Below are 25,527 nucleotides of genomic sequence, written 5' to 3' on the forward strand. Positions count from 1 at the left end.
GATCAGTTTCCCTTCACGCCATTGGCGATACCGACACTCCAGGCAAGTTCTGGCAGCTTGTCGTTGACGTGATAGTCACCCACGATGCGTGCGCGATAGACCAAAGGATTGTGCGAAAGAATAGTGCGGGCATTGCGCCAGTGGCGATCAAGTCCGTTCTCGGTCCGCACAGCGGATGCGCCCAGCGCGTCGAAGAGGCGGCTTGCGGCACGCAGCACAAGATCGGCAATGACAATTTGTACCTTGTTCACGTCTATCTCCAACTTCTGCGCCGCCGCCTTGGCGAGTTCGGGATTGCGTGAAAGAACCGCAGCCTCGGCCTCTGTGAAACGGCCACTGGTGGAAAGCACGAGATTTTCCACTGCATAAGCAGCAGCGGCGACTTCGCCAACCACCTGTTTGAGTTGCGGATCGTCCTTCGCGAGATCCGAGTTGCCGTGGCTATAAATGCGCTTACGCGTTTTCAAGTGGACGGCCGTTTCATTCGCTATGGATCGCGCAATACCAGCGAGTGCTGCAAGCAGAACCGTCTGATAGACCGCGCCGAGATAAGGAAGCCGTTCCGAACGCACCACAATGGCGTCATCATCGACCGGGACATCCGAAAATACACCAGTCCCGGTACCCGTAAGCCGCTGGCCGAAGCCATCCCAATCATCGGTGATCGCCACACCAGAGTGATTGCGGTTGACAAGGACAGACACATGTTCATCGTCGCTACGCCGCGCCGACGTATCAATCCAATCGGCGAAGATACTGCCGGTCGTGTAGAACTTCGTGCCACTCAGTTTCCATACACCATCACTTTCCAGGAGGCGTGTGGATTTCTTGTCAACAGCGCCGTCACCGGGTTCCGTCGATGCATTGCCGACAATATCACCGCGCCCAAGCCTTTCCAGCCATAGGAGACGCTTGCGGGCATCCGGTTCGGCGAGCTTTTCCTCAACCACAGCGAAATGGCCTCGGAAAAGATGCGCTACGTTGGGATCGGCCTCCGCCAGTTCTATGAGCAACTGGAGATAGCTGCGGTGATCCAATCCGTAACCGCCAAATTGCTGCGGCACCCGCAAAGCACCAAACCGTTTTTCCTTGAGCCAAGCGACCTGTTCGAACGGCAAACGGCGTTGCTGTTCGCGGTCAAGCGTCCCCTCAGCAATGCGACGGAAAATGGGTCGAAAAATCTCTGCTACTGCGTCGAATGAATATTCAATCGGGTTGGAAGCGTGTTCGATACGCGCAGACAATGTCGAGGCGCTCATACATGAATTCCTGCTTGGCTGGAGCCTTTGATGCGTGGGATCGCCGCTATCAGTTCCATAGTGTAGGGATGACTCGGCTGCGTCATGGTGTGGAAGGTCTCGCCTTCTTCGACAATCCGCCCGTCCTTCATCACGATCACGCGGTCGCTGATGTGATTAATCACGCCGAGATCATGCGAGATGAAAAGATAGGCTACGCGGGTCTGCGCCTGAAGATCCGCGAGAAGATCGAGAACCTGCGCTTGCACCGAGACATCCAATGCTGAAACCGGCTCGTCGCAGACAATAACTTTCGGCTCTGGCGCTAGCGCCCGGGCGATAGCGACGCGCTGGCGCTGTCCACCAGACATTTCGATTGGGAACCGGTCAAGAAAGGACGCATTCAGGCCGACTGCGTCGAGAAGTTCGAGTGCGCGCTTTTTTCGAACCTCCGCACGCGTAATCCCGGCAACGGAAATGGCTTCATCGAGGGTTGGCCCCACCGAATAGCGCGGATCAAACGAGCTCAGCGTATCCTGATAGATGACCTGGATTCCCCGGCGCAACTCCAGCCTTTCACGCCCCCGAAGCGACGACCAGTTCTTGCCTCCGATCTCCACCAACCCGCTATCCGGCTGAGTCAACCCGAGCAGAATGCGCGATGTTGTGGTCTTACCCGAGCCGGACTCCCCTACGACACCGAGAGTTTCCCCCTCCCGCAATTCAAATGAAACGGATTCAACCGCATTTCGCCCAGCAGCGTTTGCACCCAGGAAGCGTTTGCTGACACTCTCCACCCGCGCCACGACTTGAGCCGATGACGCATGTGTCACTACAGCTGGCGGCGCTGACTTTGTCGATAGGCGCGTGCCGCGAGGTTTTCCAGTCGGGACCGCTGCAATGAGAAGCTTCGTATAGTCATCCTGTGGATCGCACAGAACTTGATCCACCGTCCCGATCTCAACGATCCGACCATTGTTCATGACGGCAATGCGGTCGGCCAGACGACTGACGACAGCGAGGTCGTGACTGATTACCAACAGCCCTTTTCCAGCTTGTTTCAATGTCTCGAAAAGCGAAAGGATTTGCGCCTGAACGGTGACATCAAGTGCGGTTGTTGGCTCGTCTGCGATAAGGAGATCGGGATTGCCTGCAAGGGCTGTCGCAATCAGCGCCCGTTGGCGCAGACCGCCAGAGAGTTCTGACGGCAGCTGGCGCGCACGGCGTGCGGGTTCGGGAACTCCCACCCGGCTCAAAAGGTCGATCACAAATGCCTCGAGCGCTTTGCCCTTCAGATCGGGATTGTGCACGCGAGCCGCCTCTGCAACTTCCCTTCCCACGGTGCGAAGCGGATCGAGAGAAACCAGCGCGTCCTGCAATACAAAACCAATCTCGGCGCCGCGTATCCGCCGCCAGGAGCGATCACTGTTTGCGAGAAGATTTGCCCCCTTATAGGCCAGTCGGTCGCCTGAGACGATTGCCTTACGTCCTGCCAAGCCGATAAGCGACCTCGCTGTGACGCTTTTGCCGGAACCGGATTCCCCAACGATGGCCAGACATTCCCCTTTCGCGATGGAGAACGAGATGTCCTTCACGACCGGTTCATGCACGCCGTCGAAGCTGACCTTCAGGCGTGAAACATCGATAAGTGTTTCCGCACTATTCGGGCGCTGATCGATACCAACCCGCAATTGATTCATGCCCTGCCCTCCAGACGCTTTTGCAGCTGGCGTCCAAAAACGGAGGTCGAGATAACGAGAAGAATGATAGCGAAGCCTGGAAAAGTTCCGTACCACCATGCCTGACGCAAGAAGTTGCGGGCCGCTGCCAGCATCGATCCCCATTCCGGTTCGGGCGGAGAAACACCAAGACCAATGAAGCTGAGCGCAGCGCCCGCAAGCGTTGCCGTACCCACGCCGATCGCAGCGACGACGAGAATAGGCGGCACCGCATTCGGCAGGATATGGCGCCACAAAACACGTGAATAGCCAAGCCCCAGCGCATGCGCGGCCTCGACATAAGTTGATCTGCTCACTCCGAGCGCTTGCGCACGCGTTAGCCGTGCATAACTCGGAATTGTCGCGATGCCGATTGCAGTCATTGCGCTATCGGGTCCCGACCCGATCAGCGCAATCACGATCAATGCGAGAAGCAATTCCGGAAATGCCAGACCGACATCGACGGTGCGCATCACGAGGATATCCGCCAGACGGTTGCCAAGCGCTGCCGCGAGACCAAGCGCGATACCGCCCACCAGCGCAATAAGCACAGCGCCGAAGCCCAGTCGGAGCGAACTTTGCGCGCCATAGATGATACGGCTGAGCACATCGCGACCATTCTCGTCGGTCCCGAACAGATGATCGAGCGAAGGCGCAGCAAGGATATTATGCGTATCAACGGCAAAAGGATCGTATGGTGCCAGCAGCCCCGGCCAAAGCGCACTCACGATCAATAGCAGCAGCATAGCGCCCGATAGCGAGAGTGCCGCATGCCGGTAAACCCAGGTCAGGGCGACAAACACAACGCCGAACCGTGGCCGTTCTCGAACATATTCTGCAGGCTTTATGACCAATGTGTCGTATGCTGTCATTGGGCAAAACTCCTCAAACGCGGATCGATAATCGGATGGAGCAGATCCACGATCAAATTGATTGTCACGAAGACGAGCGCGGCCAGAAGCACCACACCCATGACGACTGGAAGGTCCTGCCCCAGCACCGCATGCAACAGCAACTTGCCAATGCCCTGCCGGTTGAACAGCATCTCGGTAATGACCGTACCGCCCAGCAAGCTGCCCACAAGATACCCAGCCATCGTGAGATAGGGCGGCAATGCATGGCGCAGGACGTGGCCCGTGCGAATGCTCCAGTCGCCAAGTCCCCGCGCTCGTGCACTCAATACGAACGGTTGCTCCAACCCTTCCTCCAGAGCATGACGCAGCACCTGCGTCATGGAACCGGCCAATGGCAGGGCAAGTGTCAGTGCCGGCAGCACCAATGCCAATGGATGTGTTCTGCTAATCGCGGGCAGCCATCCGAGCTTGTAGGAGAAGATCGTGAGCAACAGGAGCCCAAGCCAGAAAGTCGGCATCGACGCGAATGTAAGCTCGATCGCCGAAGAAACGGCTCTGATAACCGGGTTGCGACCCGCCGTTGCCAGCGCCAGAATCACGGAAAGCCCAACCGCAATCAGCGCGGCCGAAGACGCCAGCGCAAGTGTCGGCCATGCCTGCTCAATGATGGCGTCCCGGACAGGAATATTGAGCCGGTAAGACATGCCGAGATCGCCGGACAGAAATTTTGTCACATATTGAATAAACTGGGTTACAAGCGGTGCATCCAGTGCATATTCGGCCCGGATCTGCGCGAGCACTTCGGGCGTAGGAGAGGCTTCCGGGCCACCAGCAATCGCTTGCGCCGGATCTCCGGGAACCATGCGCGCGGCAACAAAGGTGAGCGCCGCCGCACCGAACATGACGCCAACGCCTTGGAGCAGGCGCCAGCCCAGATGGGAAAGGAAATTACTCATAGGGCTGCATCGTCCAGCCAAACGTCAAACCAGTAGGGCTGTAGATACGCATAGTCGAATTTGACGCCCTTAACCCGTTTCTGGAACGCCGCAGTGCGCGGATCTCCGTAAAGAGGCACGCTGGGCACCAGTTCGACGAGACTTTCCTGCGCCTGCCGATAGAGTGCCTTGCGTTCCTCCGGATCACTTGACTGGCGGGCTTTCTCAACCAGATCATCGAACGTTGCATCATTGAAATATGCCGCGTTCTGGCCCAAAACCTTTCCATCGGAAATGTTCTTACTCGAAAATCTCAACCACAACATATCTGCGGTGTTTGACGACCAAAGCCCTGCATTGACATCGTAATCGCCCTTGAGCTGGCGTTCCGACAGTTGCTGCCAGGGCAACAGTTCAATTTTCAGATCGAAGCCAACGGCGCGTGCTCCAGCCTGCGCCTGCTCGGCCAGTCGCTTGCGCGATGCATTGGTGCCATCAAGTGGGATGAAACCTTCGAGCCGTTTTCCGTCCTTCTTGCGAATACCATCGGAATCCCGCTCTGTCCAACCTGCCTCGTCCAGCAACTTGTTGGCTTGATCCGGATCATAGGTCAGATGCTTGCCGAGATCGGCGGCGAAATCGGGAGTGGAAGATGTTAGAAAATCTGAGAGCTCCCATTGTCCAAACGAAGACGCCGCAACAATCGTCGCGCGATCGATCGAGTTCAACAAGGCTTTACGGACACGCGGATCGTTAAATGGTGGCCTGGAATTATTGAGGTGCCAGGAATAGGCCGTGCCCGGACGAATTGCCCTGATGAAGCCGAAATCGGGGTTTTGCTTGATCTCCTCGACATTCTCAGGAGGCACAAAATCGACGGCGTCGATCTCACCATTCAGCAAGGAATTATAGCGGATCTGATCTTCTCCAATGAAGAGCAGGTCGAGTTTCTCCACATAAGCTGGACCTTCATGGCTGCCGGGAGGGCCCCAATTGTAATTGTCGTTACGAACAAATTCGATGTTGCTGTTCTTGTTCCACTTCACAATTTTGAAGGGGCCGGAGCCGATAGGCGCGTCACAAGTCGTTTCCGGCTTTTCCGTAATCTGCTTGGGCGACAGAAGCGCGAAATAAGACTGTGCGAGAATATTAATAAAGGAGTTGTAGGGCTGCTTGAGGTGGACTTCGAGCGTATCGTTATCGATCACGACCGATTTCTCGTAAGGCTTGAAATAAGCCATTGAGAGCTGCGATTTCGTCTTGGGATTGACGATGTAATCGAAGTTTGTTTTCACCGCCTGAGCGTCGAGCTTGGCTCCATCCGTGAACGTCACCCCCTTGCGGATTTTGAAGGTATAAACCCTTCCGTCGTCGGATATGGTCCAGCTTTCCGCAAGCCACGGAAGAAATTTTCCGTCCTCAGTTTGCCAGACGAGCGAATCCGAATAGTTGCGCGATACAATCACTCCTGCCGTCGCATTAATGAGTGGATCGATGCAAGCGGGCTCCTGACCATTCGTAGCGACGGTAAATGTCCCGCCCCTAACCGGGGTCTGAGCATATGCGGCTACCGAGCTCGTGGCCGTAAGTCCGATTAGACCAGCCGCATAAATCCCTCTTAAACCAATTTTGGTCATTCGTGCCCTCTTTACGTCCCGCACTCGTCTGCAGGTAAACTCGACGTTGGAGGGCGAGAATATGTCGGGTTTTACGTAAGAGCCAACAATAATACACTAATTCCATAGATAATATAAATTGTTTTTCCTAGCCGACATCATGCATTTATCGTGCTCATAAGATGCGCATCTCAAAGAATATAGTAAAGATGCCTTACGATTGGCCGGCGTCGCCTGGTCGAGAACGGCAGGTTCAAGCCGGCGAGTAACGTATGCTTTGGAAGCAATGAACCCGTCGACAGCGGGGCGACGGGTTCATTTGTATGAGTGCGGAAAAGACCTCAGCCTTTTTTTAAAGCTCCGTTTTCCCAGCCCTCAAATTTGCCGGTGAAGAAATCAACATTCTTGAACCCGAGAAGGGAAAGCACGGTATAGCTATGGGTCAACTGCACCCCGCCGCGAGTGAAGAGAATAACCTTCTTGTCCGGCGTCACACCGACTTCGGCGTAGATCTTCTTCAGATCATCCGGCTTTTTGAGTACCCGATTTTCATCGAGTGTCGCGTCCCAAAACACATTCACCGAGCCTGGAATTTGACCGGCGCTATAATCGGACGGCGAGCGCACATCGACAACAACAACTTCAGGGTCTTTTGCCAGTTCCTTGACCTGCGCTTCAGTCAGAAAATGCGGGCCCGGTTCCTTCGATGCGGCGGAAACTTCATCGCCTGAGAAAGTATAATTTCCCAGGGCCAGCGACTGACCCGCCTTGGGATCGCGGCTCCACTCGTCCCAGCTTTCATCATAGATGCGCACATTGGTGTAACCGAGATTGCGCAGAGCGATATAATTATTGGCAGCCGCCACGCCACTACCGCAGTAAGAAAGGATTTCCTTGTTCTTGTCGATACCGCGTGCAGCGAGCAGATTGTTGATTACATCTTCGGGCTGAACTTTTTTGTCCTGTGTCAAAAGATTGGCTGCGACAATCGACTTGGCGCCGGGAATATGACCGTCGACAAAAGCGTCGGCATTACGTCCATCGACAATAACCGTGTCCTTAGCTTTGAGCTTCGATTCAACATAGGCCTTGTCGACGCGCACATCGTGCTTATCGGTAAGTTTGAAATCGCTCTTTTGAACCGGCACAGGTTCAGTCGAAAGATCGCCAGAATACGCACCCACACCCCCATCCAGAACGTGGATATTGTTGAAACCAGCATATTCGAGCGCGATAAATGCGCGACCGGGCAGCGAATTGGTGTCATAAATGACAAGCGTATCGCCCGCCTTCAATCCAGCAGTGCTGATCACGTCTTCAAAGACCGAATCTTCGGCAAATTCGTTACGAATGCCATCGCGTTCAGAGACATTGAGCTTCGCCCAAGGCAGATTGACCGCGCCCGGAATGTGGCCTTTTTCATAAGCTGCAGGCTGACGGGAATCGACAATCTTGGCTCCCTTATCTACCAGTTCCTTAAACTGCTGCCCATTGATGATGATCGGAGTTGCCGCCTCCTGAGCAAACGCTTCGGCGTTAACAGGCAAATTCGGGATGAGCGGGCTTATCACCGGAGCGGCACCGAGAACCAGTACCGACAGAGCGCTGGCGGCGAGAAGGGTTTTTGCTGATTGGGTCGACATTGCGATATCTCCTGAAACTTACAGGACGAATTGTCACGAAAGCCACGCTCAAAACAATGAATAGCCTGCCAATTATCAGGCTGTTAGGGGTAAATTGTTTTCCTGTAAGCTCATTCTGCAAAACTCAATTTGCCGCCGCTTTTTCCCAGCTTGTAAGGGCACTATCCCAGCCCGGAAACGATTGGAACAAAATCGCCTGGATTGTGCGGTCAAAGCCGAACCAGATGGCAAGGCCAACAAGCAAAATAAGTATTCCCATACCTTGTTGGATTGACGCGCTATGTCTCTTGAGAAAACCCAAACGGCTGTAAACCCGGTTACCAAGCAGGACAACGAGTCCCATGGGAATGGCCGTACCGAGACTGAAGGCAATTGCAGTCAGGGCGGAAGCCATGGTGCTCTGCTGGTTGAGTGCCAATGTTATCACTGAGGCCATGATGGGGCCGACACATGGCGTCCATGCGAGACCCAATCCTGCTCCGGTGACGAAACCGCCTCCGAAACCGCTCGCCACTCTGCCGTTTGATGCAAACCGCCCGATGATCCGGGATGTCTTCATTTCAAAGGCAGCTTTGAGGGGAGGCACTGCCAGAATGATGCCAAGCACGATGAAGATGATCGCAGCAGATGTGCGGTGAACGTCCGGCGACACCGCAAATTGGCGCACAAACACGCTGAGAAGCAGGGTAATGGCGGTAAAGAACACTGCAAAGCCGATGATGAGGCCGATCGGACGCGACCGACCGTCAAGCGCAGTGCTGGCAAGAATAACCGGCAGAAGCGGCAATACACACGGTGACAGTATTGTCACCACGCCGGCGATAAAAGCGAAAAGAAGGCTCATTGTGGCCGTGTGTTCTGGTTCAACCCGACGACACCACCTGCATTCCAGAGCCTTGCACTTTTTGCGTTTTTATCGAGGAGCACGAATGTGTCCTGATAAGTAACACCATATTCGGCTTTAAGCGCGGTCTCCTGATCATAATCCGCAATCACAAGCGTGATATCGGGCGATATCTCGTTCCATTTTTCCTTGAGTTCCGTCAGGGTCAAAATGCAATTCGGACACCACGTCGCAAAGAAGAATACGACCGTCTTTCCGTTGGCAGCCAGAGCTTTGAGGTTAGTGCTAGGCGTATACTGAACCAGTTGGGCGCGCTGCTCTTCAGCATAAGCGGAAACGGTCGCGGTGCTATAGTAGATTGAAGAGAAAAGAAGTCCGAATGCGACTATAGCTTCGCGGTACGGTCTCGGTTTCACAGCGCGGTCCTTCAAAGGTGTCCGTTGGAAAGTAACCAGTGAAACATTCGCACTAAAGGAAGAAATTACTTATTATCTCATATATTCCGCGGAAAATTTCCCCGAAATGCTGGCTTTAGGGATCGCATTTATTTTCCGACCGGGGGCAATCGTGGGATAAGGACGCCTGCACAGAGGAATAGAATATTATGGCATTTTTTGCGGCAAACACGCTGCCTCAATCCCCAAAGGTGAGTGTTCCACCTCTCCTGACTGTTCTGGCGGTAATGGGCACAGGTGTCGCCGTGATCGGTACACTCGTCAGTCTGACGCAAGCAATGCTTTTTATGACAGGCACCATGATCGGTCTTGCATTGTACCACGCGTCATTCGGCTTCACGGGTGGCTGGAGGCGTTTTGCCACAGAAGGCCGATCCAGAAGCATGCGGGCGCAATTCTTGATGATCGGTTTGACCGCGATTGTCTTTATACCACTTCTGAATGGGCTCAACCCGTTTGATCGTTCGCTGGTCGGCGCCTGGGCGCCGGTTGGTGTATCGGTCATTTTGGGTGCGTTCATCTTCGGCCTTGGGATGCAGCTCGGCGGCGGGTGTGGATCAGGCACGTTGTTCACCGTTGGAGGCGGAAGCAGCCGTATGTTGTTGACATTGGTGGGCTTCATTACCGGCGCAACGGTTGCAACAGCACATCTGTCCTATTGGCTTTCTCTGCCGTCATTGCCCCTCATAACTCTGGGCGGTTCTTTCGGCCCGGTTTCAGGTACTGCCATTACGCTTATCGGAATTGCCGCGATCATCGGCATTCTGGCTGCTGTCGAAAGGCGCAAGTACGGCAATATTGAATCTGTTTTCAACGGCCTTGCGGATTTGACCCCGGCAAGGTTTCTCCATGGACCTTGGCCGCTGATTATCGCAGCCCTGGTGCTTGCTCTCGGCAACGTGCTGACGCTTTTCCTCGCTGGGCATCCGTGGTCGGTGACCTATGGCTTCGGCTTGTGGGGCGCAAAAATATTCAACGCCGTCGGCATCCCTGTCGAAAGTTGGACCTTCTGGCAGAATCCAGCGCAGGCACGGGCCTTGAGCCAGAGCGTTCTCTTCGACGTAACATCGGTAATGAATTTCGGCGTCATTCTCGGCGCTGCTCTCGCGGCGTCTCTGGCTGGTAAATTTGCCGAGAAGGCAAAAGTGCATTTCGCCTCTTATCTCGCCGCCATTGTCGGCGGTCTGCTGATGGGCTATGGCGCGCGCCTGTCATTCGGGTGCAATATCGGGGCGCTTTTCAGCGGCATCGCTTCCGGCAGCCTGCATGGCTGGGTGTGGTTTGTCATGGCATTCCTGGGAAGCCTACTGGGAATTGCTTTGCGCCCCCTATTTGGTCTCGATGGATTCAAGAGAATATGAGCAAGAAAAACACTCTCCTGTTCGGTGCTTCCCTCGTCACGGTCCTTGGTGCAATAGTTGCCGACTATGCAACCAGCGAAGCGCCGAAACCGACCATCGCGCAGGACGAAAGCTTTAATCCATGCGCCGCAGCCATACCTAAAGTGCCGGGACAGCGCAGCTACGACAATCTCGCCGACGAATATAGTGGCGAAACGGCTCCCACGCCTGAGCCGGCGGTTCGCTCTAACGCTGTATCTGGCGGCAACCCCTGTTCAGCGGGTGCACTTTGATATCCTCGGCGGCAAAAGAGCGAGCAGCGCAGGAAATGGCTTATTGTGAGAATATTCTCGCAAAATCGGGTTCTGGTGTGCTCCTGAGGATATTGCCTGCGCAAGGTCTCAAGACATGGAAACATTATCCTGAAAAGGACGTTTATGATCACGCTACTGGCGCTCAGTGGTATTATCACTGCCACGACGATGCTGAAAGCCAGGGGGAACATGGCCATTTTCATTGCTTCGTCCGTCCAGACGGACCAGAAAGTTCACCTTGCCATCTGATTGCCATTAGCGTCGATGCGCGCGGCAAGTTGCGACGGCTTTTTACGGTCAATCAATGGGTTGTGGGTGGCCAATGGTATGACGCGGAAAGAACAAATGGATATCTCGAACGGTTCAATATCGAACTTGCAGATCCAGATTTTTTAGTAAACCGCTGGCTGACTGCTGTTGTAACCCAATATGAAGCCGAAATTATCAGACTCAATCTCGAACGCGATTCTTACGTGGAGTCGCTAGGACGTGATATCAGCGATGTGGGTTCGGACCGCAACATTGAGATTCTGTCTGCTTTAAAACTATAGCAATTGCTCAAGGCCGATTATTAAGTTTTCAAAGCACCCAAGAGATATGCCGGGTGCTTCCGACCGGAATTAATAGCTGGAGCGTCCGCCATAGCAGGCATCAAATGCAGCGCCGGTGACGAAGTTGTATTCCTCCAATGCTATCCACAGGATCCGGGCTGCAATATCGCCATTTGTGCCAAGACGTTTCAGTGGAATCTTCGATACCGAAAGCGCAATCGCGTTCTTGCTCATTTCATTGAAATTTCGGTTTGTACGAGGCCTGGCGGAATACAATTCACGAGAATGCCGGCCATTGGGTCAGGTGCTGATTGCCAGTCAAGAATCACCAAAAGATGTTCAATTTGCTTTGGGACTCAGCTTTGAGTGTCAATTAACGTCGAAAAACTCCCTCAAACGGTAACGATGAGTGTATGCGACCCCGGAACTATCAATTTAGTGCAGGCTGCGAGCGGAAGCGTTAGTATACTTCAGCTTTAGCTTTGAGAGGTGCTTCTTAAACGCCACGAATAATTCAAGAAACGGATTGGGTTTCTTCGCGAAATCCAAAATCCCTTACCGATTCGATTCGTCCAAGCGACCTAGCTCGGACTTACAATCCCTCCGCCTTCGGCACGTGATGTGATCTCGGCGAGGAATGCTTCAATGTCCGTCTGCAGATCGTCGGGATGTTCCAATCCGACACTAATCCGCAAGACCAGATCATCTTCTGCCCAGCTCGTGGCACTGCGGCTTTGCCGCACCGGCATTGGAGCAATAAGGCTGCGAGTTCCACCCCAGGATGCACCGATCGCAATTGTCTTGAGCACATTGAGTGACGCTGCCGCGTGCGGTACGGCCCTCGGCTTTAGCACGACACTGAACACCCCGCTCACTCCAAGGAAGTCACGTTTCCATATGGCGTGGCCAGGGAAGCTCGGGAGCGATGGAAAGAGAACCCGATCTACCAGGGGGTGGCGTTCGATCAATGTAATGAGCTTGGATGCACCTTCAGCAGCGTGCTTTAGCCGGACACCGAGTGTCTCCATGCCCCGCAGCACGAGTTGGGCATCATCAGGCGACACACCGACACCGAAGCGACCGAGGAACGCCCGGATTGGGGTGATCAACTCCTCGCTTCGTACTGTAATGGAGCCCATAAGCAAGTCAGAGTGACCTGAAATGTACTTGGTCAGCGCCTCAGTGACGATATCCGCGCCGAGCACCAGGGGCTTATAGTTCAGCGGTGTAGCCCAAGTGTTGTCGCAGCCGACCAGGGCACCGTGGCGATGCGAAATTTCGGCGATTGCCGGTAGATCCTGTATTTCCATCGTTGTCGAGCCGGGGGACTCGCACCAGACAAGTTTGGTCCGACCGTCAATTTTTCTCCCGAGATCTTCAATAGAGACCGGATCGTAATATTCGACATTGACGCCGAACCTCGCGAGATCGCGATTGGCGAAATCGCGCATCGGTGGATACGATGTGTCCGCGATCAGGATTTTGTCGCCGGCTTTTAGAAACGGAAGGATAGCAATTGAGTTTGCAGCCTGACCCGAAGGGACAAGGAACGTTCGCACGCCCTGCTCTAAAGCCGTGAGCTTGGCTTCCAACGTCCGTGTTGTCGGCGTTCCATAAAGACCATAGGTATAGCCGTCGTGACCACGCTGTTCCCGAGCGGCATATTCTTCCGCATTTTTAAACACAATTGTCGAGGCCCGGTGGGTGGCAACGCTGAAGGTGTCGAATCCATCAGTTTTAACGCTAGGAATAGCAACGCATTGGGTTAGGTCTTTCATGAGGTTTCATCCCGAGTAATTTTCATTGCAGCCAGTAAACCATGCCCATATCAATTCCGTCCAATGTCATTATATGTAGCCTACTGCCCGTTTGGTGGGCACCGAGTTAAGGTGTTTCCAAAGACACTCGAACACAGAAAAGTAACTAAGCAAATTTAGCAGTGAGTACGAGCTTGAAGCGGTGAAGTTGGTGCTAGAGCGCGGGGTCAGCGTTGCGCTGTCAGCCCGCGATCTGGATGTTCATGAGAATATCCTGCGCAAGTGGGTCAGGAAATACGGTTCGGTTCCGGCGCAGGGGTTTCCTTGTCAAGGGCAGCTCGAGATCGAGAGGCTTCGGAAAAAAGTCACGGCATAGAGCTATCGTGCACCATGACAATCACAGTCTTCATCCCGACAACATAAGCAGAAATTAAACCACTTGGGGAAATGATCGAATGGAGCCGAGTTAGACCAATTTTTCTAAGCTCGTTCCATTGATCCGGAAACCAATCTGCCACTTATCGTAACGAGTATATACGTACCCGATCATTCGTTCCGCGAGCGCGAGGGACAAGGTGTCTGCTCATTTTCCTTCCAAAGACGCCAGATGAACTCTCGAGACATTGAAGATGGCGCTTCCCCCAATGCCGCGACCCTATCCATCAGTACTTGCTTTGCAAACGGGCGGGCATATATCGGCAAGGTCGATAGGATTGCGCCTAGTGCGTCATAAGCTTGCACCGTCCAGGTCGCCTCGTGCGCCCGTCTGGCTTCGCAAAATGTAAACAGATCGGATCGATATGGGCGCAACTGTCGGATCGTTTCTCGTTTTTTACTGGTGGCTGCGAGATCAACTTGGTCGATGCCATCTTTGAAGACAACGCCATAAATCTCCTCTGCCTGAGCTTTGCTCACAAAGTCGAAAGCGAGATCCTCCGCCACCTTTTCTGGTGCGCGTAGCAACGGCTCCCCATAGCCCCCTCCACCAGACGTCGCGAACTCGATCAAGTCTCCGGGTGAGAGACGAACAAAATCAGAACCCTTCGGATGAATGAGCTCGTTTGGTCGTCCTGGGTTCGTTCGCAGCTTACTGGTAAGGCCGCCACATTGCCCACCGAACGCCCCCCACGGAGCAAAGCGTGTCCGCTCCATGCCACGAATCGCCACCGTTGTATCTGCAGCAGTCACTTCCGCTCGCAAGCCCACTCCCAGTCCGCCCCTGAACTCTCCTGCACCGCCTGAATCTTGAACATACCCATAAGAATGAATCAATACGTCCATATCGGTCTCGATGACTTCAATGGGTGTGTTCTTCATGAATCCCAGCGAGTAGTGCGTTCCGTCATAGCCATCTGCTCCGGGCCGCGCGCCAGTGCCTCCAATCAATGGCTGCAGGATATTCACCTTGCGGCGGCCACTCTCCATATCTGGCATCGAGATTACTGGTAACAACCCTTGCCCGCTTCCAGCCGCCGGGACCTGACCCGGTAGCGCCTGGATGAGGGCGCCGAAGGTCGCGTCCATCACACGAATGCCGCTAACGGCCCGTCCACCAAGTGCTGCTGGCTCCACGGCGTGGACAATTGTACCAACCGGTGCGTGAACCGAAATCGGACGCAGTACGCCTCCATTAACTGGAATCTCCGGATCAGCTGTCAGCAGAAATTGAAGGATTCCCACAGTGAGCCAGGTGTGAGCCTTCTTTCCCGCAGTAGCGAGGTTGATCGCAGCCATGACCTGCGGATCGGTGCCGCTAAAATCCACATGTATTTCGCTGCCAGCCTTGTTCAGCGCCAGACATATCCTCACCGGGTGCGGAGAATTTATATCGTCGTCGAGATAGTCGACGAAGCTATAAACACCATCGGGGATGGATTCAATGACAGCGCGTGCTTTCACCTCTGCATATGAAATACACTCGTCGATCAGCTCGTTGGTGCGCTCCAGCCCATATTTGGTGAAAAGCGCCACCAACCGATCGCCCGCGACATGAAACGCGGACACCATCGCCTGTAGATCACCCCAAAGCTGGTCCGGCACACGGACATTGGTGACGATGAGGTTGTAGAGATCTTCGTTGAGCTTTCCCGCCTGGTAGAGTTTCGTCGGCGGAATACGCAAGCCCTCCTGAAACACCTCCGTGAACGACGCAGCCAAGCTGCCGGGTACAGCACCGCCGACATCAGAAGAGTGCAGGAAACTCCAGCGAAAAGCGACAAGCTGGTCTTCGAAGAAGACTGGAGCGATCATCGTCACGTCCGGCGTATGGGTGACCATGCCGCCCGAAAGATACGGATCATTCGTCAGGAGAATGTCACCAGGTTTCCAGGAAGTAATACGGGCCAGGACATCATCCATCGGCAACGCGACCGCGGTCGGCACGCCGGAGCGTCCGGGAAAAGCGAAAAAGGTTCCATCCGGCTTCGCAAGGGCGACTGAAAAGTCCTCGGCCTCCTTGATGAAGGTTGTATAGGCGGTACGAGCGAGTACACCACACGCCTCTTCCGTGATCGCGGTGACGAGATTACAGAATACCGAAAGCTCGAACCTGTCTTTTGGGCAGAATTCGCTTCTGCTAAGCATTGGTGGTCTCCTTGGTCAGATGCAGGGCGCCATAGTCATCGACCTCGGCTTGCCAGCCACTGGTGACGACGCAGGTCGTATCTGCCTGGTCGATGAGGAAGGGGCCGGTCGAGCGCCAACCTGGATTCAGCGTCGACCGTTGAAAGACGGGAACGTTCAGAGCGCCGCCGCCAAGAAGTATCTCGCGACAAATGTTTGTGTCGGGAGCCTCGCCGGATTTCCGGATTGACAGTGGGGGGTGTGTACGACACCCAACCACCGTGGCTCTGAAGGTAATGATCTCCACGGGGGCGTGGCCATGCTGAGGGCCGTAGCGCTTCGCATATTCGGCACGGAAGTTACCATCAATGTCATCAATCGTGGTAAAGGGGATTGAGATTTCAAATCCCTGACCTGCATAGCGCACATCGGCTGTGCGAATGACCTCGAATGTCCGGATGCGATCCGCGACATCGCTCAGAGCCAAACGGGCTTGGTCCTCCTGAGCAGCAAACCATGCTTCGACATCGGCTTCCAGAAGCGTGCTGAGCAAACCGTAGACGGTACGGACATAATCCAACCGGAAATCGGCGTGCGCAGCGCCGAATGCGCAGAACACGCCTGGCGCGGCGGGAATGACAATTTTGCGGATCTGTAACTCATCCGCCAGAAGGCATGCTTGAGTTGGTCCGGCGCCTCCGAAGGGCAACAGTGTGAAATCGCGAAGATCAATTCCCTTTTTTGCAGCAAGGCGCGTCAACTCCGCAACCTGAACGGAGGTCGTGATCTTGATAATGCCCATAGCAGTTTCCGCGACCGTCATACCGAGCGGACTGGCGACGGTTTCGATGGCTGCCACCGCACGATCGAGGCTAAGATCGATTTCGCCGCCGATAAAGTTTTCCGGATCTATGAAACCGCTGACGAGATAGGCATCCGTCACCGTCGGGCTCGTGCCGCCACGTCCATAAGCAGCAGGCCCCGGATTGGATCCCGCGCTGTGTGGACCAACCCTGAGGAGCCCAGCGTTGTCCAGAAAAGCAATCGATCCACCGCCGGAGCCTATTGCCGAAACGTCGACATAGGGCATGATAACCGGCAGCCCTTGGATTTCCTGCCCCCAGGCATAGGGAATGTTCTCTTTTTCCAGAACACATATGTCCGCGCTCGTCCCACCCATGTCGAAGGTTATTGCACTGGGGATGGAGCTGCGGCGCATTAGTTCAACTGCGGCGACGACCCCTGCCGAGGGTCCTGACAACAGGGTCGAGATCGGCCGCTCAAGAGCCTGCGATACTGGCACCAACCCGCCGTTCGAAGCGGACACATAGACGGGGCATTTGATGCCCAAACGCTTCTTTTCAGTTTCGATCGCGGTAAGGTAGCTCCGGGTCTTGGGCAATATGTAGCTGTTCATGGCCAAAACGGTAGCGCGTTCATATTCCCGCAGTTGCGGCCACAGATCGCTTGAAATTGCAACATCCAGTCCTGGAAACGCTTTCTGGAGGCTTTCCTTGGCGATACGCTCGTGCTGTGGGTTCCGATAGGAATGCAGGAAAAGGAGCGCAATCGTCTGCGCACCCATGTCAACGAGCTCTCGGGTTGCCGCGACGAGCTGCCGGGTGTCTAGCGGCTTGATGACAGCGCCTTGCGCGTCCAGCCTTTCTTCGACGCCACGTACCCAGTTCTTCCGGATCAACGGGGGACGACGTACCTCCTTCAGGCTAAACACATTGGTCATCTTGACCCGGCCAAGTTCGAGCATGTCTTCAAAGCCGGCGGTAACGAGAAACCCAACTGGCGCGCCCTTGCGCTCGATGATCGCGTTCAGCCCTACAGTCGCGCCGACAATCAGCTCCACGCAGTCGGCGGCGGCGGCACCCGCCCGCTCAAGGGCGATCTCGATACCGCGGATAACCCCGGTCTCCGGAGACAAAGGCGTCGAGGGCGTCTTGAAAACCAGCGCGCTTCCGTCGTCGCGCAAAAGGCTGACATCGGTGAATGTCCCACCGATGTCGATTCCAATTCGGACTGTCATAGGTATATCCAATACATTAACATTGTTATGATGATTTTACTAATCGATATGGCTAAAGCGGAGCTTCTCGTCGACCGCTCCGGCATACCATAGGTCGTTGCAAGCGGCTGCGAACTCCTGGAGCCCTTCAACGATAGTAGCAAAGACGCTACCCGGCCCCGGCCCCAGTGGACCAAACAGAAAGTTGTTACGCCCGTAAAAGATACCCAAGTCAGCAAGCCCAGTCTGGGGCGCAACCTCATAAAGCTCGGGCGGCAAATGCTGTTTCAACGCGGTGACATAGTTCACGACCTTAACCGGCGGCAGGTGAAAATAGGCGATGTCGCCGGGGATGGGAAAGATCGTCGCGTTTTCCGGCATCGGTTCACCGGTTCCAAATGGAGCCGCAAGTGTATAGATTTCGTTATTGGATCGCTTGGCGTGGAACACCGGCCCTTCGATCGGCAGTGCCGACCATATGAGATTAGCAAGTTTGGGAGCCGCTGTTTCCTGCATCTGGGCGATTGCGGAAACGCCGCGTCTGGTCAATGATACTTTGAACTGTCTGCTCATCGGATACCTCCTGTGAAGAGTTAGTTGCGGAAATCGAGAAAACATGCGGACCATTGTCCCGGCGCGACCTCGCGCAAAGGCGGGCGCTCCAGCGCGCATCGAGCCGTGGCGTGCGGGCAGCGCGGATGGAAATGGCAGCCGCTCGGCGGAGCAAGCGGGGACGGAACCTCACCGGAAATCGCGCCGTACGTCTGGCGCCGCTGATCCATGCGCGGCGCGGCGGCGAGGAGGGCTTTCGTGTAGGGATGGTGAGCCCTTGAGAAGATATCCTGGGTGTCCGCAAGCTCGACGATGCGCCCCAGATACATGACCGCCACGCGGTCGCTGATGCGCTCGACCACGGAAAGGTCGTGGCTGATGAACAGAAATGACAGCGCGTGCGTTTCACGCAGATCAAGGAACAGGTTCAGGATCTGCGCTTGGACCGAAACATCGAGTGCTGACAGCGCTTCGTCGCAGACCAGCACGTCGGGTTGCACGGCAAGAGCGCGCGCAATGCCGACGCGCTGACATTGACCGCCCGAAAGTTCATGCGGAAAGCGTGATTTCATGCTCGAATCGAGACCGACCGCCCTCATCAGATCGTCTGTGTAGGCGGCGGCTCGCGCGGGCGTGGTAAAGCCGTGGCGAAGCGCAGGCTCAGCCAGAATTCGGTCAACGCGCATGCGCGGATTGAGCGCCTCGCGCGGATTCTGAAACACCATCTGGACCCCCAACCGCTGTTGTCGAGCGTAGCGCCCGCGCAACGTCGACAGAGACTTGCCCGCATAGCGAACCTCACCACCGGAGGCGGCAATCGCTCCTGCCGCGATGCGGCCTGCTGTGCTTTTCCCACAGCCGGATTCACCAACCAGTGCCACGATTTCGCGATGGCCCAATGATAGGGAAACGGCTTCGAGTGCCTGCAAAGTCGACGCTGCAGGCTTTCCCGTGATCCGTGCCGCCAGCTTGCGTCCGAGCGAGGCAGGGATTTGGAACTGTTTGGAAATGGAGGCAAGTTCAAGTGGCGTGACGGTCTTCATCCTGTTACTCCGCATTCCGGTTCCAACGGCAGCTTCGTCGTGACATGGTGACAGCTCACCCTACGCTCTTCCTCGATAAGCCTCGATTGCGGCGCAGAGCGGCAAAGTTCCGTCGCCTCACCGCAGCGTGGCGCGAACCGACAGCCGGGTGGCAACTGCTCAAGTTTCGGCGGTAGACCGGGGATTTGGAAGAAACGTTTCTGCTCGCGATGTGCCCCGGTGGCGGAAGCGATAAGGCCGCGCGTATAGGGATGGGCAGGCCTGTCGAGAACCTCATCGACACTCCCCTGCTCCACGATCTGTCCTGCATACATAACTGCGAGACGGTCGGCGAGGCCCGCCACGACCGCGAGATCATGCGTAATCCAGATAAGGGCGGTACGCTGCTCGGAGCACATATGGCGCACCTCGTGCAAGATCTGCGCCTGCACGGTTACGTCGAGCGCCGTTGTCGGTTCGTCCGCTATAATGAGGCTCGGCCGATTGAGAAGTGCGGTGGCGATCACGATACGCTGGCGCATACCGCCGGAGAACTGGTGCGGATAGGCTTCCATTCTTTCATCCGGCGACGGCACCCCCATCCGCCCCAGCGCGTCGCGCGAGCGTTTCCAGGCATCCTTCCTCGACACAGTCTCATGCGCCAATATCGCGTCGATCATTTGGTCGCCGATACGAAGCGTCGGATTGAGAGCAGACATCGGGTTTTGAAGAACCATCGCCATTTCCGCGCCATGCATGCGACGCAACTCCTGCGCCGGCAATTCCAGCAGGTTGAGCCCGCGAAAATCGACATTTCCCCCCGCAATTCGCATCGGCGGCTCCAGCAGGCCGAGAACGGCAAGACCAGCTGTTGATTTCCCCGATCCAGACTCCCCGACCAAACCAAGGATTTCTCCCTCGTTGAGATCGAAGCTCACACGGTCGACGGAAGTCAGTCCTTTTCCCGAGAGAACGATATCGACCGAAAGGTCCGTAACCTTGAGCAATGGTTGTTTGCGATACATCACAGCACTCTTCATCAATTGGTGTGACGGGGATTGAGGATGGTACGCAACCGGTCGCCCACGAGGTTGACACTAGCCACAAGGATGAACAGCACCGCACCGGGATAGAGGCTGAGCCAATAATCTCCGCTCAACACGAATGAATAGCCATTCGCTATCAATAACCCCAGGGAAGGCTCCGTAACGGGAACACCAGCTCCGAGGAAGGAAAGGGCTGCTTCCAGCGCTATCGCGCTTGCCACCTCGACTGTAACCACCACAAAAAGTGGAGCCGAGCAGTTCGGCAGGACGTGGCGGAACATGATGCGCATGGCGCCAAGTTCGAGGCATCGTGCGGCTTCGATGTAGTCGCGCGCGATCTCCGTCTGCGCAGCGCTTCGAACGGTTCTGGCGTAGTAGGCCCACTGCACCATGACCAACGCGATAACGACTTTATCCAGACCCGGACCGAACACCGCGAGCAAGATCAAAGCGATCAGGATCGAGGGAAAGGACAGCTGAATATCGACAATACGCATAACGATCGCATCAAGGGCTCCGCCAGCATAGGCTGCTATCATGCCCGCCGACGCACCTATCGTCACCGCAATCGCCCCGCTTAGGAACGCAATGCCAATGCTGATGCGCAGTCCGTAGAGGATCGCGCTCAACACGTCCCTGCCTTGGTCATCGGTTCCCAACAGATAGAGCATGGTATCTGATCCGCGCGTCATTGGCGCCAGGCGACCATCGAGGAGGTTCAGTTGGGCGAGATCGTAAGGGTTTTGTGGCGAGATGAGCGGCGCCAGCAGTGCCATGATCAGCAGCAACAGGAACATACCCATGGCAACAACTGCGATACTACTGTTGCTGTACAGGGTCAGAAATTGGCTCAAACGTTTCACTGGCGCGCCCTCGCGATACGCAGGCGAGGATCGATAAGCGCACACACCAAATCGGTTACCAAATTGATCATCGTGAACAGCACAACAGTGAACAACACATAGGCGATGACCACAGGGCGATCGAGCATGCGAATGGAATCGATGATGAGCTTGCCTGTGCCGGGCCACGCGAAAACGGTTTCGGTGACGACGGCAAAGGCGATCAGAGTACCAGCGACAATACCCATGACAGTGACCACGGGAATGAGCGCGTTTCGCAAGACATATGTGATCAGGATCCGCCTTGGCGCCAGCCCCTTGGAGCGCGCGAACAGTACAAATTCCGCGCGCAGATTTTCCTGTACGCCGGAGCGCACCAGGCGGATCATCAGGGCCGCCGGATAAAGAGAGAGATTAAGCGCCGGCAACATCAGATGCTGGATTCCGTTCCATGTCCCCAGGCTTGTTGAAATACCGAAGACAGTGCCTATCTCCCCGCGCCCACTTGGAGGCAGCACATGAAAGTGGACCGAGAACACCAGCACGAGCATGATACCGACCCAGAAAGTTGGCAGGCTGAAACCCATGATCGACGCGGCTGAAATAGACCGGCTGAGCAGACCATTGTTCGACTTTCCAGCAATTAGACCAAGTGGCAAGCCGATTGCGGATCCGAAAACAAAAGCCGTAAACACCAATTCCAGCGTCGCGGGTAGTCGCTCTGCGATTAGGTGCAGAGCCGGCTGGCTATAAACGTAGGAGACACCGAAGTCGCCATGAAAGACCTTCCACAGGAAGGTGAGGTATTGCTCCCACGCCGGTCTATCAAGACCGAGGGACTTGATCGCCAGATCGATCGCCTCTTGTGAAGATCTCGGATCAATCAGCGCATATACAGGGTTTCCGATCATGTATACGCCAAAGAAAACGAGGATCGACACCACGAAGAGAACGGCGATCGACTGTGCAATGCGACTTATGACAAAGTCCATTGGTCGCTCCTGAAGAGAATGGTTCGGTTGGTTTGTGGTGCTTCAGTCAGATCAGGGTGATGTGGACACAGCGGTCGCAAGCGTGCTTTCGTCGGCGTGGATGCGGTAGTCGAGTCCCTTGCGTGTCGCCACGACGACTGCCTGGTAGTGAAGCGGGATCGTCGCAACGTCGTCCATCGCCATCGCCATAGCCTTTTGTTCCAGTGCATGGCGTTTGGATACATCGAGGACCTTCAAAGCCTCTTCAACCATCGCGTCGAGCTTAAGGTTGGAGTAGTGACCGGAGTTGACCGCACCCAGCTGCTTTCCCGGTTCATAGCTGTGCATGATCTGCCACAGCGCCTCAGCTTCACCACCGGAAGAACTGCCCCACCCGAACATGAAGAAACTGAAGCGCTCACCCTTGTGGTCGAGAATTTTTGGGAAATAGACATTGCGCGGCAAGGTCTCGACTTTGACCTTGAGGTTTATCTGCGCCAATTGCTGGCCTACCGCCTGACAGACCCTAGCGTCATTGACATAGCGGTCGTTCGGGCAATGGATCGTTAATCCGAAGCCATCCGGATATCCTGCCTCGGCCAGCAACTTCCTTGCAAGTTCGCGATCATAGGCCGGCACCTGAATATCGGGATTGTATCCGCCGAAGCCGGGAGGAACCATCTGGCTTGCCGGTACGGCAAGCCCATCCATGACGCGATCGACGATAGCCTGCCTATTGATGGCGTGGGTAATGGCTTGGCGGACTCTGATATCTTTGAATGGATTATGCTCCAGCGGAACCCCATTCTTGTCAGTGATGAACGGTGATCGATCGCGCTCGGTGTCCATTGCCATGTAAATGACACGGTCCGAGGTACCGCTGTGGACGGAAATATTGGGATCCTCGCGCAGTCGCTTCACATCTGCGGTGGCCACGGCGTCCGCCACATCAATGCTACCGGCCAGCAATGCCGCCGTGCGGCTGGCATTGTCAGTGATGAACTTAAAAGTGACCTTATCCCATTGGGGTTTCGGGCCGAAATAGCCGTCAAAGCGCTCCACCACAAGATGATCACCAGGCACGTAGGCCGAAAATTTGTAGGGTCCGGCACCAATGGCGGCAGAGAGATTGCTGAAATCTGCCGTGGAAGCGGAGGCGGCAATTCTTTTCGGAATGATTGGTATCTGCGCCGCCTGATATGGAAGCGGCGGCAAGGGGCCATGCGTCGCGATACGTACCAAGAATGGGCTGGGAGCTGTGACCGCCTTGATTCCGGCAATCGCGCCCGCATAGGGCGCAGCGGCTCCGGGGAGATTTGCGGCACGATTGAATGACGCGACCACATCCTCAGCCGTCACCGGTGTATCGTCATGGAATTTCGCGTCTTCACGCAATTGAAACTCCCAGGTGGTGTCATCAACCGCCTTCCAGGATTTCGCAAGCATGGGCTGCATCTGCGCCTTTTCGTCCGGCTGCAGCAGATAGCCATATGTCTGCACATAATACGCGGCATTGCTGTTGCTCCACATGAAATGCGGATCCATCACCACTTCCGACCTCATGCCGATCTGAAGTTCGGCAGCAGAGGCAGAGCTCGCCATGGTTAAAACCAATGCAAGGACAGCCGATCTCGTTCGTAGTCCAGCCACGTTCGTTCCCCTTTTTTTGTTGCTTGGAATTGAAGATCTAGAGCCTGCGCTCGCGGTCGGGTATTTTGGGTATCACTTCTGTTGATGGCCGCATCTCTGCCTCCAGAAAGGAAAAGAGAACTTCCTTTTGCCTCTCGAAGAACTGGTCGTCTGGAGCAATTGCGTTGTAGAAGACGTAACCGCGCAGTGTGGACAGCGTGAAATGCATGAGGTCCACGCGCTTGGTCTTGTCTGGTATACTGTCCATAAAGATCGCGCTCCAAAGCCTTTCCAAAGTGGCCTGTGACTGGATCCTGTGTTGCATGACCAAAATGTGGAGATTTGCGTCTGCGCGCGTTCCCATCACAATTTCCCAGATCGCCATGTAGCGGCGGCCGGCATAGATACTGCCCAATAATTCGATGAACGGCTTCCAAGTGTGCTCGGCCTTATGATCGTGCGCGAATGCCTCAAGCTGAACCCGAACTTCTTCAAACTGATACTCCACGACAGCGAGGACAAGCTCTTCCTTGGAAGCGAAATGATGCTGCAGGGCGCCAGAGGTTAATCCTGCCCTGCGCGTGATTTCTCCTGTCGTGGTGCGTGCATAGCCCAGCTCCATCAGAGCGGACATCATGCCCTCCAGTAGGGCTTTCCGGGTTTCCTCCCGCCGCTCCTGCTGAGTCCTCCGAGACGAGCGCTTTGGCGACACTTGCATATTCGTTCCTTTCCATTTACATAAAACATATTATGCATGATGTAAATTACATTGCAATCCCTTTCGCCAACCAATTCTGCATCGCTGCACTTACAGCGGCGGGACGTTCCAGCGTGGTCAGGTGACCACAATCGGAGAGCACAATGAAACTTGCATGGGGAATTTCCGCTGCCATTTCTTCTGCCGCGGCGACGGGCGTCAACATGTCGTCCCGGCCGACCAAGATCATCGTCGGGCATTGGATATGCCTGAGATCGGGCCGCGAATCCGGGCGGGACATGATGACTTGGACTTGTCGCGAAAAGGCTGCAGCGCCTGTATCAGAAAACATACGCCGTACCGTTGCCGCAAGTGCCGGATCATTCCACCTGGTAGTGCCCACAAGGTACGGCATCATGAGGTCGCAAACCCTATCCATACCCTCTTCTATGGCAAGTTTAAGCAGCCTCCGCCGCCGGACGGTCTGTTCCGGCAATTCCGGTCCGGCCGCTGTGTCAAGTAGCGCAAGGCGGGTTACGCGATCGGGGGCCTGTCGCATGATCTCCAACGCGACATATCCCCCAAGCGAAAACCCGCAGAGCGCGAACCGCGGAGGCGCATCATCTAGGATCGACCGAGCCAATGAGGGCAGATCATCGCAAGCACTATGGTTGGCGACGGAAAACGTCGCCAGCCCTTCGAGCGCAGACGACTGCGGCGCGAAGAGCTCCCATGTGCAAGCCAGTCCTGGCACCATAACGACATGCTCAATCATACGCGCAATCACCTCTAACAATCCAACGGGCGAACGCAAAGTAGAACTGAGATCGTGTCGCGTGTGCTCGTTTTGACTGTGTTTGGCGAGAATTTTTTGCGTAGGACGATTTGTGTACTGCAACAACAACGCTCCATCGGCAAGCTTCA

23 protein-coding genes and 1 pseudogene are annotated in these 25,527 nt (G+C 55.3%); 4 read left to right on the forward strand and 20 right to left on the reverse strand.

Going from position 1 to position 25,527, the window contains the following annotated elements; translation table 11 throughout:
• Positions 1–2: 2 nt before the first annotated feature.
• From QBD01_RS06960 to QBD01_RS06995, 8 genes are all read right to left on the reverse strand, one after another.
• Positions 3–1,259: an acyl-CoA dehydrogenase family protein gene (locus QBD01_RS06960; protein ID WP_280992184.1), complete on the reverse strand. Its 1,257-nt coding sequence runs from the start codon at positions 1,257–1,259 to the stop codon at positions 3–5.
• Positions 1,256–2,938, reverse strand: a complete 1,683-nt coding sequence (locus QBD01_RS06965; RefSeq protein WP_280992185.1) for an ABC transporter ATP-binding protein — start codon at positions 2,936–2,938, stop codon at positions 1,256–1,258. Before QBD01_RS06965 ends, QBD01_RS06960 begins: the two co-directional genes overlap by 4 nt.
• The gene (locus QBD01_RS06970; protein WP_280992186.1) at positions 2,935–3,828 is read right to left on the reverse strand and encodes an ABC transporter permease; all 894 of its coding nucleotides are present in this window, start codon (positions 3,826–3,828) and stop codon (positions 2,935–2,937) included. The genes QBD01_RS06965 and QBD01_RS06970 overlap by 4 nt, the downstream gene beginning before the upstream one ends.
• Positions 3,825–4,766 carry an ABC transporter permease gene (locus tag QBD01_RS06975; RefSeq protein WP_280992187.1) on the reverse strand — a complete coding sequence of 314 codons (942 nt, stop codon included), beginning with the start codon at positions 4,764–4,766 and terminating at the stop codon, positions 3,825–3,827. Before QBD01_RS06975 ends, QBD01_RS06970 begins: the two co-directional genes overlap by 4 nt.
• Positions 4,763–6,382, reverse strand: coding sequence for an ABC transporter substrate-binding protein (locus tag QBD01_RS06980; protein ID WP_280992188.1), 1,620 nt, complete (start codon positions 6,380–6,382; stop codon positions 4,763–4,765). Before QBD01_RS06980 ends, QBD01_RS06975 begins: the two co-directional genes overlap by 4 nt.
• A 320-nt stretch (positions 6,383–6,702) precedes the next feature.
• A complete protein-coding gene (locus tag QBD01_RS06985; RefSeq protein ID WP_113533636.1) occupies positions 6,703–8,004 on the reverse strand; it encodes a rhodanese-like domain-containing protein in 1,302 nt (433 codons plus the stop codon).
• Positions 8,005–8,128: 124 nt separating this feature from the next.
• On the reverse strand, positions 8,129–8,848 hold the full coding sequence (locus QBD01_RS06990) for a cytochrome c biogenesis CcdA family protein (protein WP_113533637.1): 720 nt from the start codon (positions 8,846–8,848) through the stop codon (positions 8,129–8,131).
• Positions 8,845–9,279, reverse strand: a complete 435-nt coding sequence (locus tag QBD01_RS06995) for a thioredoxin domain-containing protein (protein ID WP_280992189.1) — start codon at positions 9,277–9,279, stop codon at positions 8,845–8,847. Before QBD01_RS06995 ends, QBD01_RS06990 begins: the two co-directional genes overlap by 4 nt.
• Before the next feature lie 173 nt (positions 9,280–9,452).
• On the opposite strand from QBD01_RS06995, the gene QBD01_RS07000 reads away from it, so the two are divergent.
• Genes QBD01_RS07000 through QBD01_RS07010 form a run of 3 tightly spaced genes read left to right on the forward strand, consistent with a single transcriptional unit; the run spans position 9,453 to position 11,508 of the window.
• Positions 9,453–10,664, forward strand: a complete 1,212-nt coding sequence (locus tag QBD01_RS07000; protein ID WP_280992190.1) for a YeeE/YedE family protein — start codon at positions 9,453–9,455, stop codon at positions 10,662–10,664.
• Positions 10,661–10,936, forward strand: a complete 276-nt coding sequence (locus QBD01_RS07005; RefSeq protein WP_280992191.1) for a hypothetical protein — start codon at positions 10,661–10,663, stop codon at positions 10,934–10,936. The genes QBD01_RS07000 and QBD01_RS07005 overlap by 4 nt, the downstream gene beginning before the upstream one ends.
• Positions 10,933–11,508, forward strand: a complete 576-nt coding sequence (locus QBD01_RS07010) for a DUF6969 family protein (protein WP_280992192.1) — start codon at positions 10,933–10,935, stop codon at positions 11,506–11,508. The genes QBD01_RS07005 and QBD01_RS07010 overlap by 4 nt, the downstream gene beginning before the upstream one ends.
• 69 nt (positions 11,509–11,577) lie before the next feature.
• Here QBD01_RS07010 and QBD01_RS07015 read toward each other — a convergent pair whose 3' ends face one another.
• Complete coding sequence (locus tag QBD01_RS07015; RefSeq protein ID WP_280992193.1) at positions 11,578–11,742, reverse strand: hypothetical protein; 165 nt, start codon at positions 11,740–11,742, stop codon at positions 11,578–11,580.
• A gap of 347 nt (positions 11,743–12,089) precedes the next feature.
• Positions 12,090–13,286 (reverse strand): PLP-dependent aspartate aminotransferase family protein, encoded by a 1,197-nt coding sequence (locus tag QBD01_RS07020; protein WP_280992194.1) that lies wholly within the window; start codon positions 13,284–13,286, stop codon positions 12,090–12,092.
• Between the two features lie 154 nt (positions 13,287–13,440).
• Here QBD01_RS07020 and QBD01_RS07025 point away from each other — a divergent pair.
• Positions 13,441–13,635, forward strand: a pseudogene (locus QBD01_RS07025) (transposase); the annotation flags it as partial.
• A 176-nt stretch (positions 13,636–13,811) separates the two neighbouring features.
• Here the strand turns inward: QBD01_RS07025 and QBD01_RS07030 are convergent.
• The 10 genes from QBD01_RS07030 to QBD01_RS07075 form a co-directional block, all read right to left on the reverse strand.
• Positions 13,812–15,848 (reverse strand): hydantoinase B/oxoprolinase family protein, encoded by a 2,037-nt coding sequence (locus QBD01_RS07030; protein WP_280992195.1) that lies wholly within the window; start codon positions 15,846–15,848, stop codon positions 13,812–13,814.
• Positions 15,841–17,865, reverse strand: a complete 2,025-nt coding sequence (locus QBD01_RS07035; protein WP_280992196.1) for a hydantoinase/oxoprolinase family protein — start codon at positions 17,863–17,865, stop codon at positions 15,841–15,843. Before QBD01_RS07035 ends, QBD01_RS07030 begins: the two co-directional genes overlap by 8 nt.
• A gap of 39 nt (positions 17,866–17,904) precedes the next feature.
• Positions 17,905–18,417: a DUF3830 family protein gene (locus tag QBD01_RS07040; protein WP_280992197.1), complete on the reverse strand. Its 513-nt coding sequence runs from the start codon at positions 18,415–18,417 to the stop codon at positions 17,905–17,907.
• Positions 18,418–18,437: 20 nt separating this feature from the next.
• Complete coding sequence (locus QBD01_RS07045) at positions 18,438–19,439, reverse strand: ABC transporter ATP-binding protein (RefSeq protein WP_280992198.1); 1,002 nt, start codon at positions 19,437–19,439, stop codon at positions 18,438–18,440.
• Complete coding sequence (locus QBD01_RS07050) at positions 19,436–20,443, reverse strand: ABC transporter ATP-binding protein (protein WP_280992199.1); 1,008 nt, start codon at positions 20,441–20,443, stop codon at positions 19,436–19,438. Before QBD01_RS07050 ends, QBD01_RS07045 begins: the two co-directional genes overlap by 4 nt.
• Positions 20,444–20,457: 14 nt before the next feature.
• The gene (locus QBD01_RS07055) at positions 20,458–21,327 is read right to left on the reverse strand and encodes an ABC transporter permease (RefSeq protein ID WP_280992200.1); all 870 of its coding nucleotides are present in this window, start codon (positions 21,325–21,327) and stop codon (positions 20,458–20,460) included.
• A complete protein-coding gene (locus QBD01_RS07060) occupies positions 21,324–22,298 on the reverse strand; it encodes an ABC transporter permease (RefSeq protein ID WP_280992201.1) in 975 nt (324 codons plus the stop codon). The genes QBD01_RS07055 and QBD01_RS07060 overlap by 4 nt, the downstream gene beginning before the upstream one ends.
• A gap of 51 nt (positions 22,299–22,349) precedes the next feature.
• The gene (locus QBD01_RS07065; protein ID WP_280992202.1) at positions 22,350–23,822 is read right to left on the reverse strand and encodes an ABC transporter substrate-binding protein; all 1,473 of its coding nucleotides are present in this window, start codon (positions 23,820–23,822) and stop codon (positions 22,350–22,352) included.
• A gap of 142 nt (positions 23,823–23,964) precedes the next feature.
• Positions 23,965–24,543, reverse strand: coding sequence for a TetR/AcrR family transcriptional regulator (locus QBD01_RS07070; protein WP_280992203.1), 579 nt, complete (start codon positions 24,541–24,543; stop codon positions 23,965–23,967).
• 127 nt (positions 24,544–24,670) lie between these two features.
• The gene (locus QBD01_RS07075; RefSeq protein WP_280992204.1) at positions 24,671–25,504 is read right to left on the reverse strand and encodes an alpha/beta hydrolase; all 834 of its coding nucleotides are present in this window, start codon (positions 25,502–25,504) and stop codon (positions 24,671–24,673) included.
• Between the last annotated feature and the right edge of the window lie 23 nt (positions 25,505–25,527).

The sequence above is a fragment of the Ochrobactrum sp. 19YEA23 genome (assembly GCF_029909865.1).
GTDB lineage: Bacteria > Pseudomonadota > Alphaproteobacteria > Rhizobiales > Rhizobiaceae > Brucella > Brucella gambitense.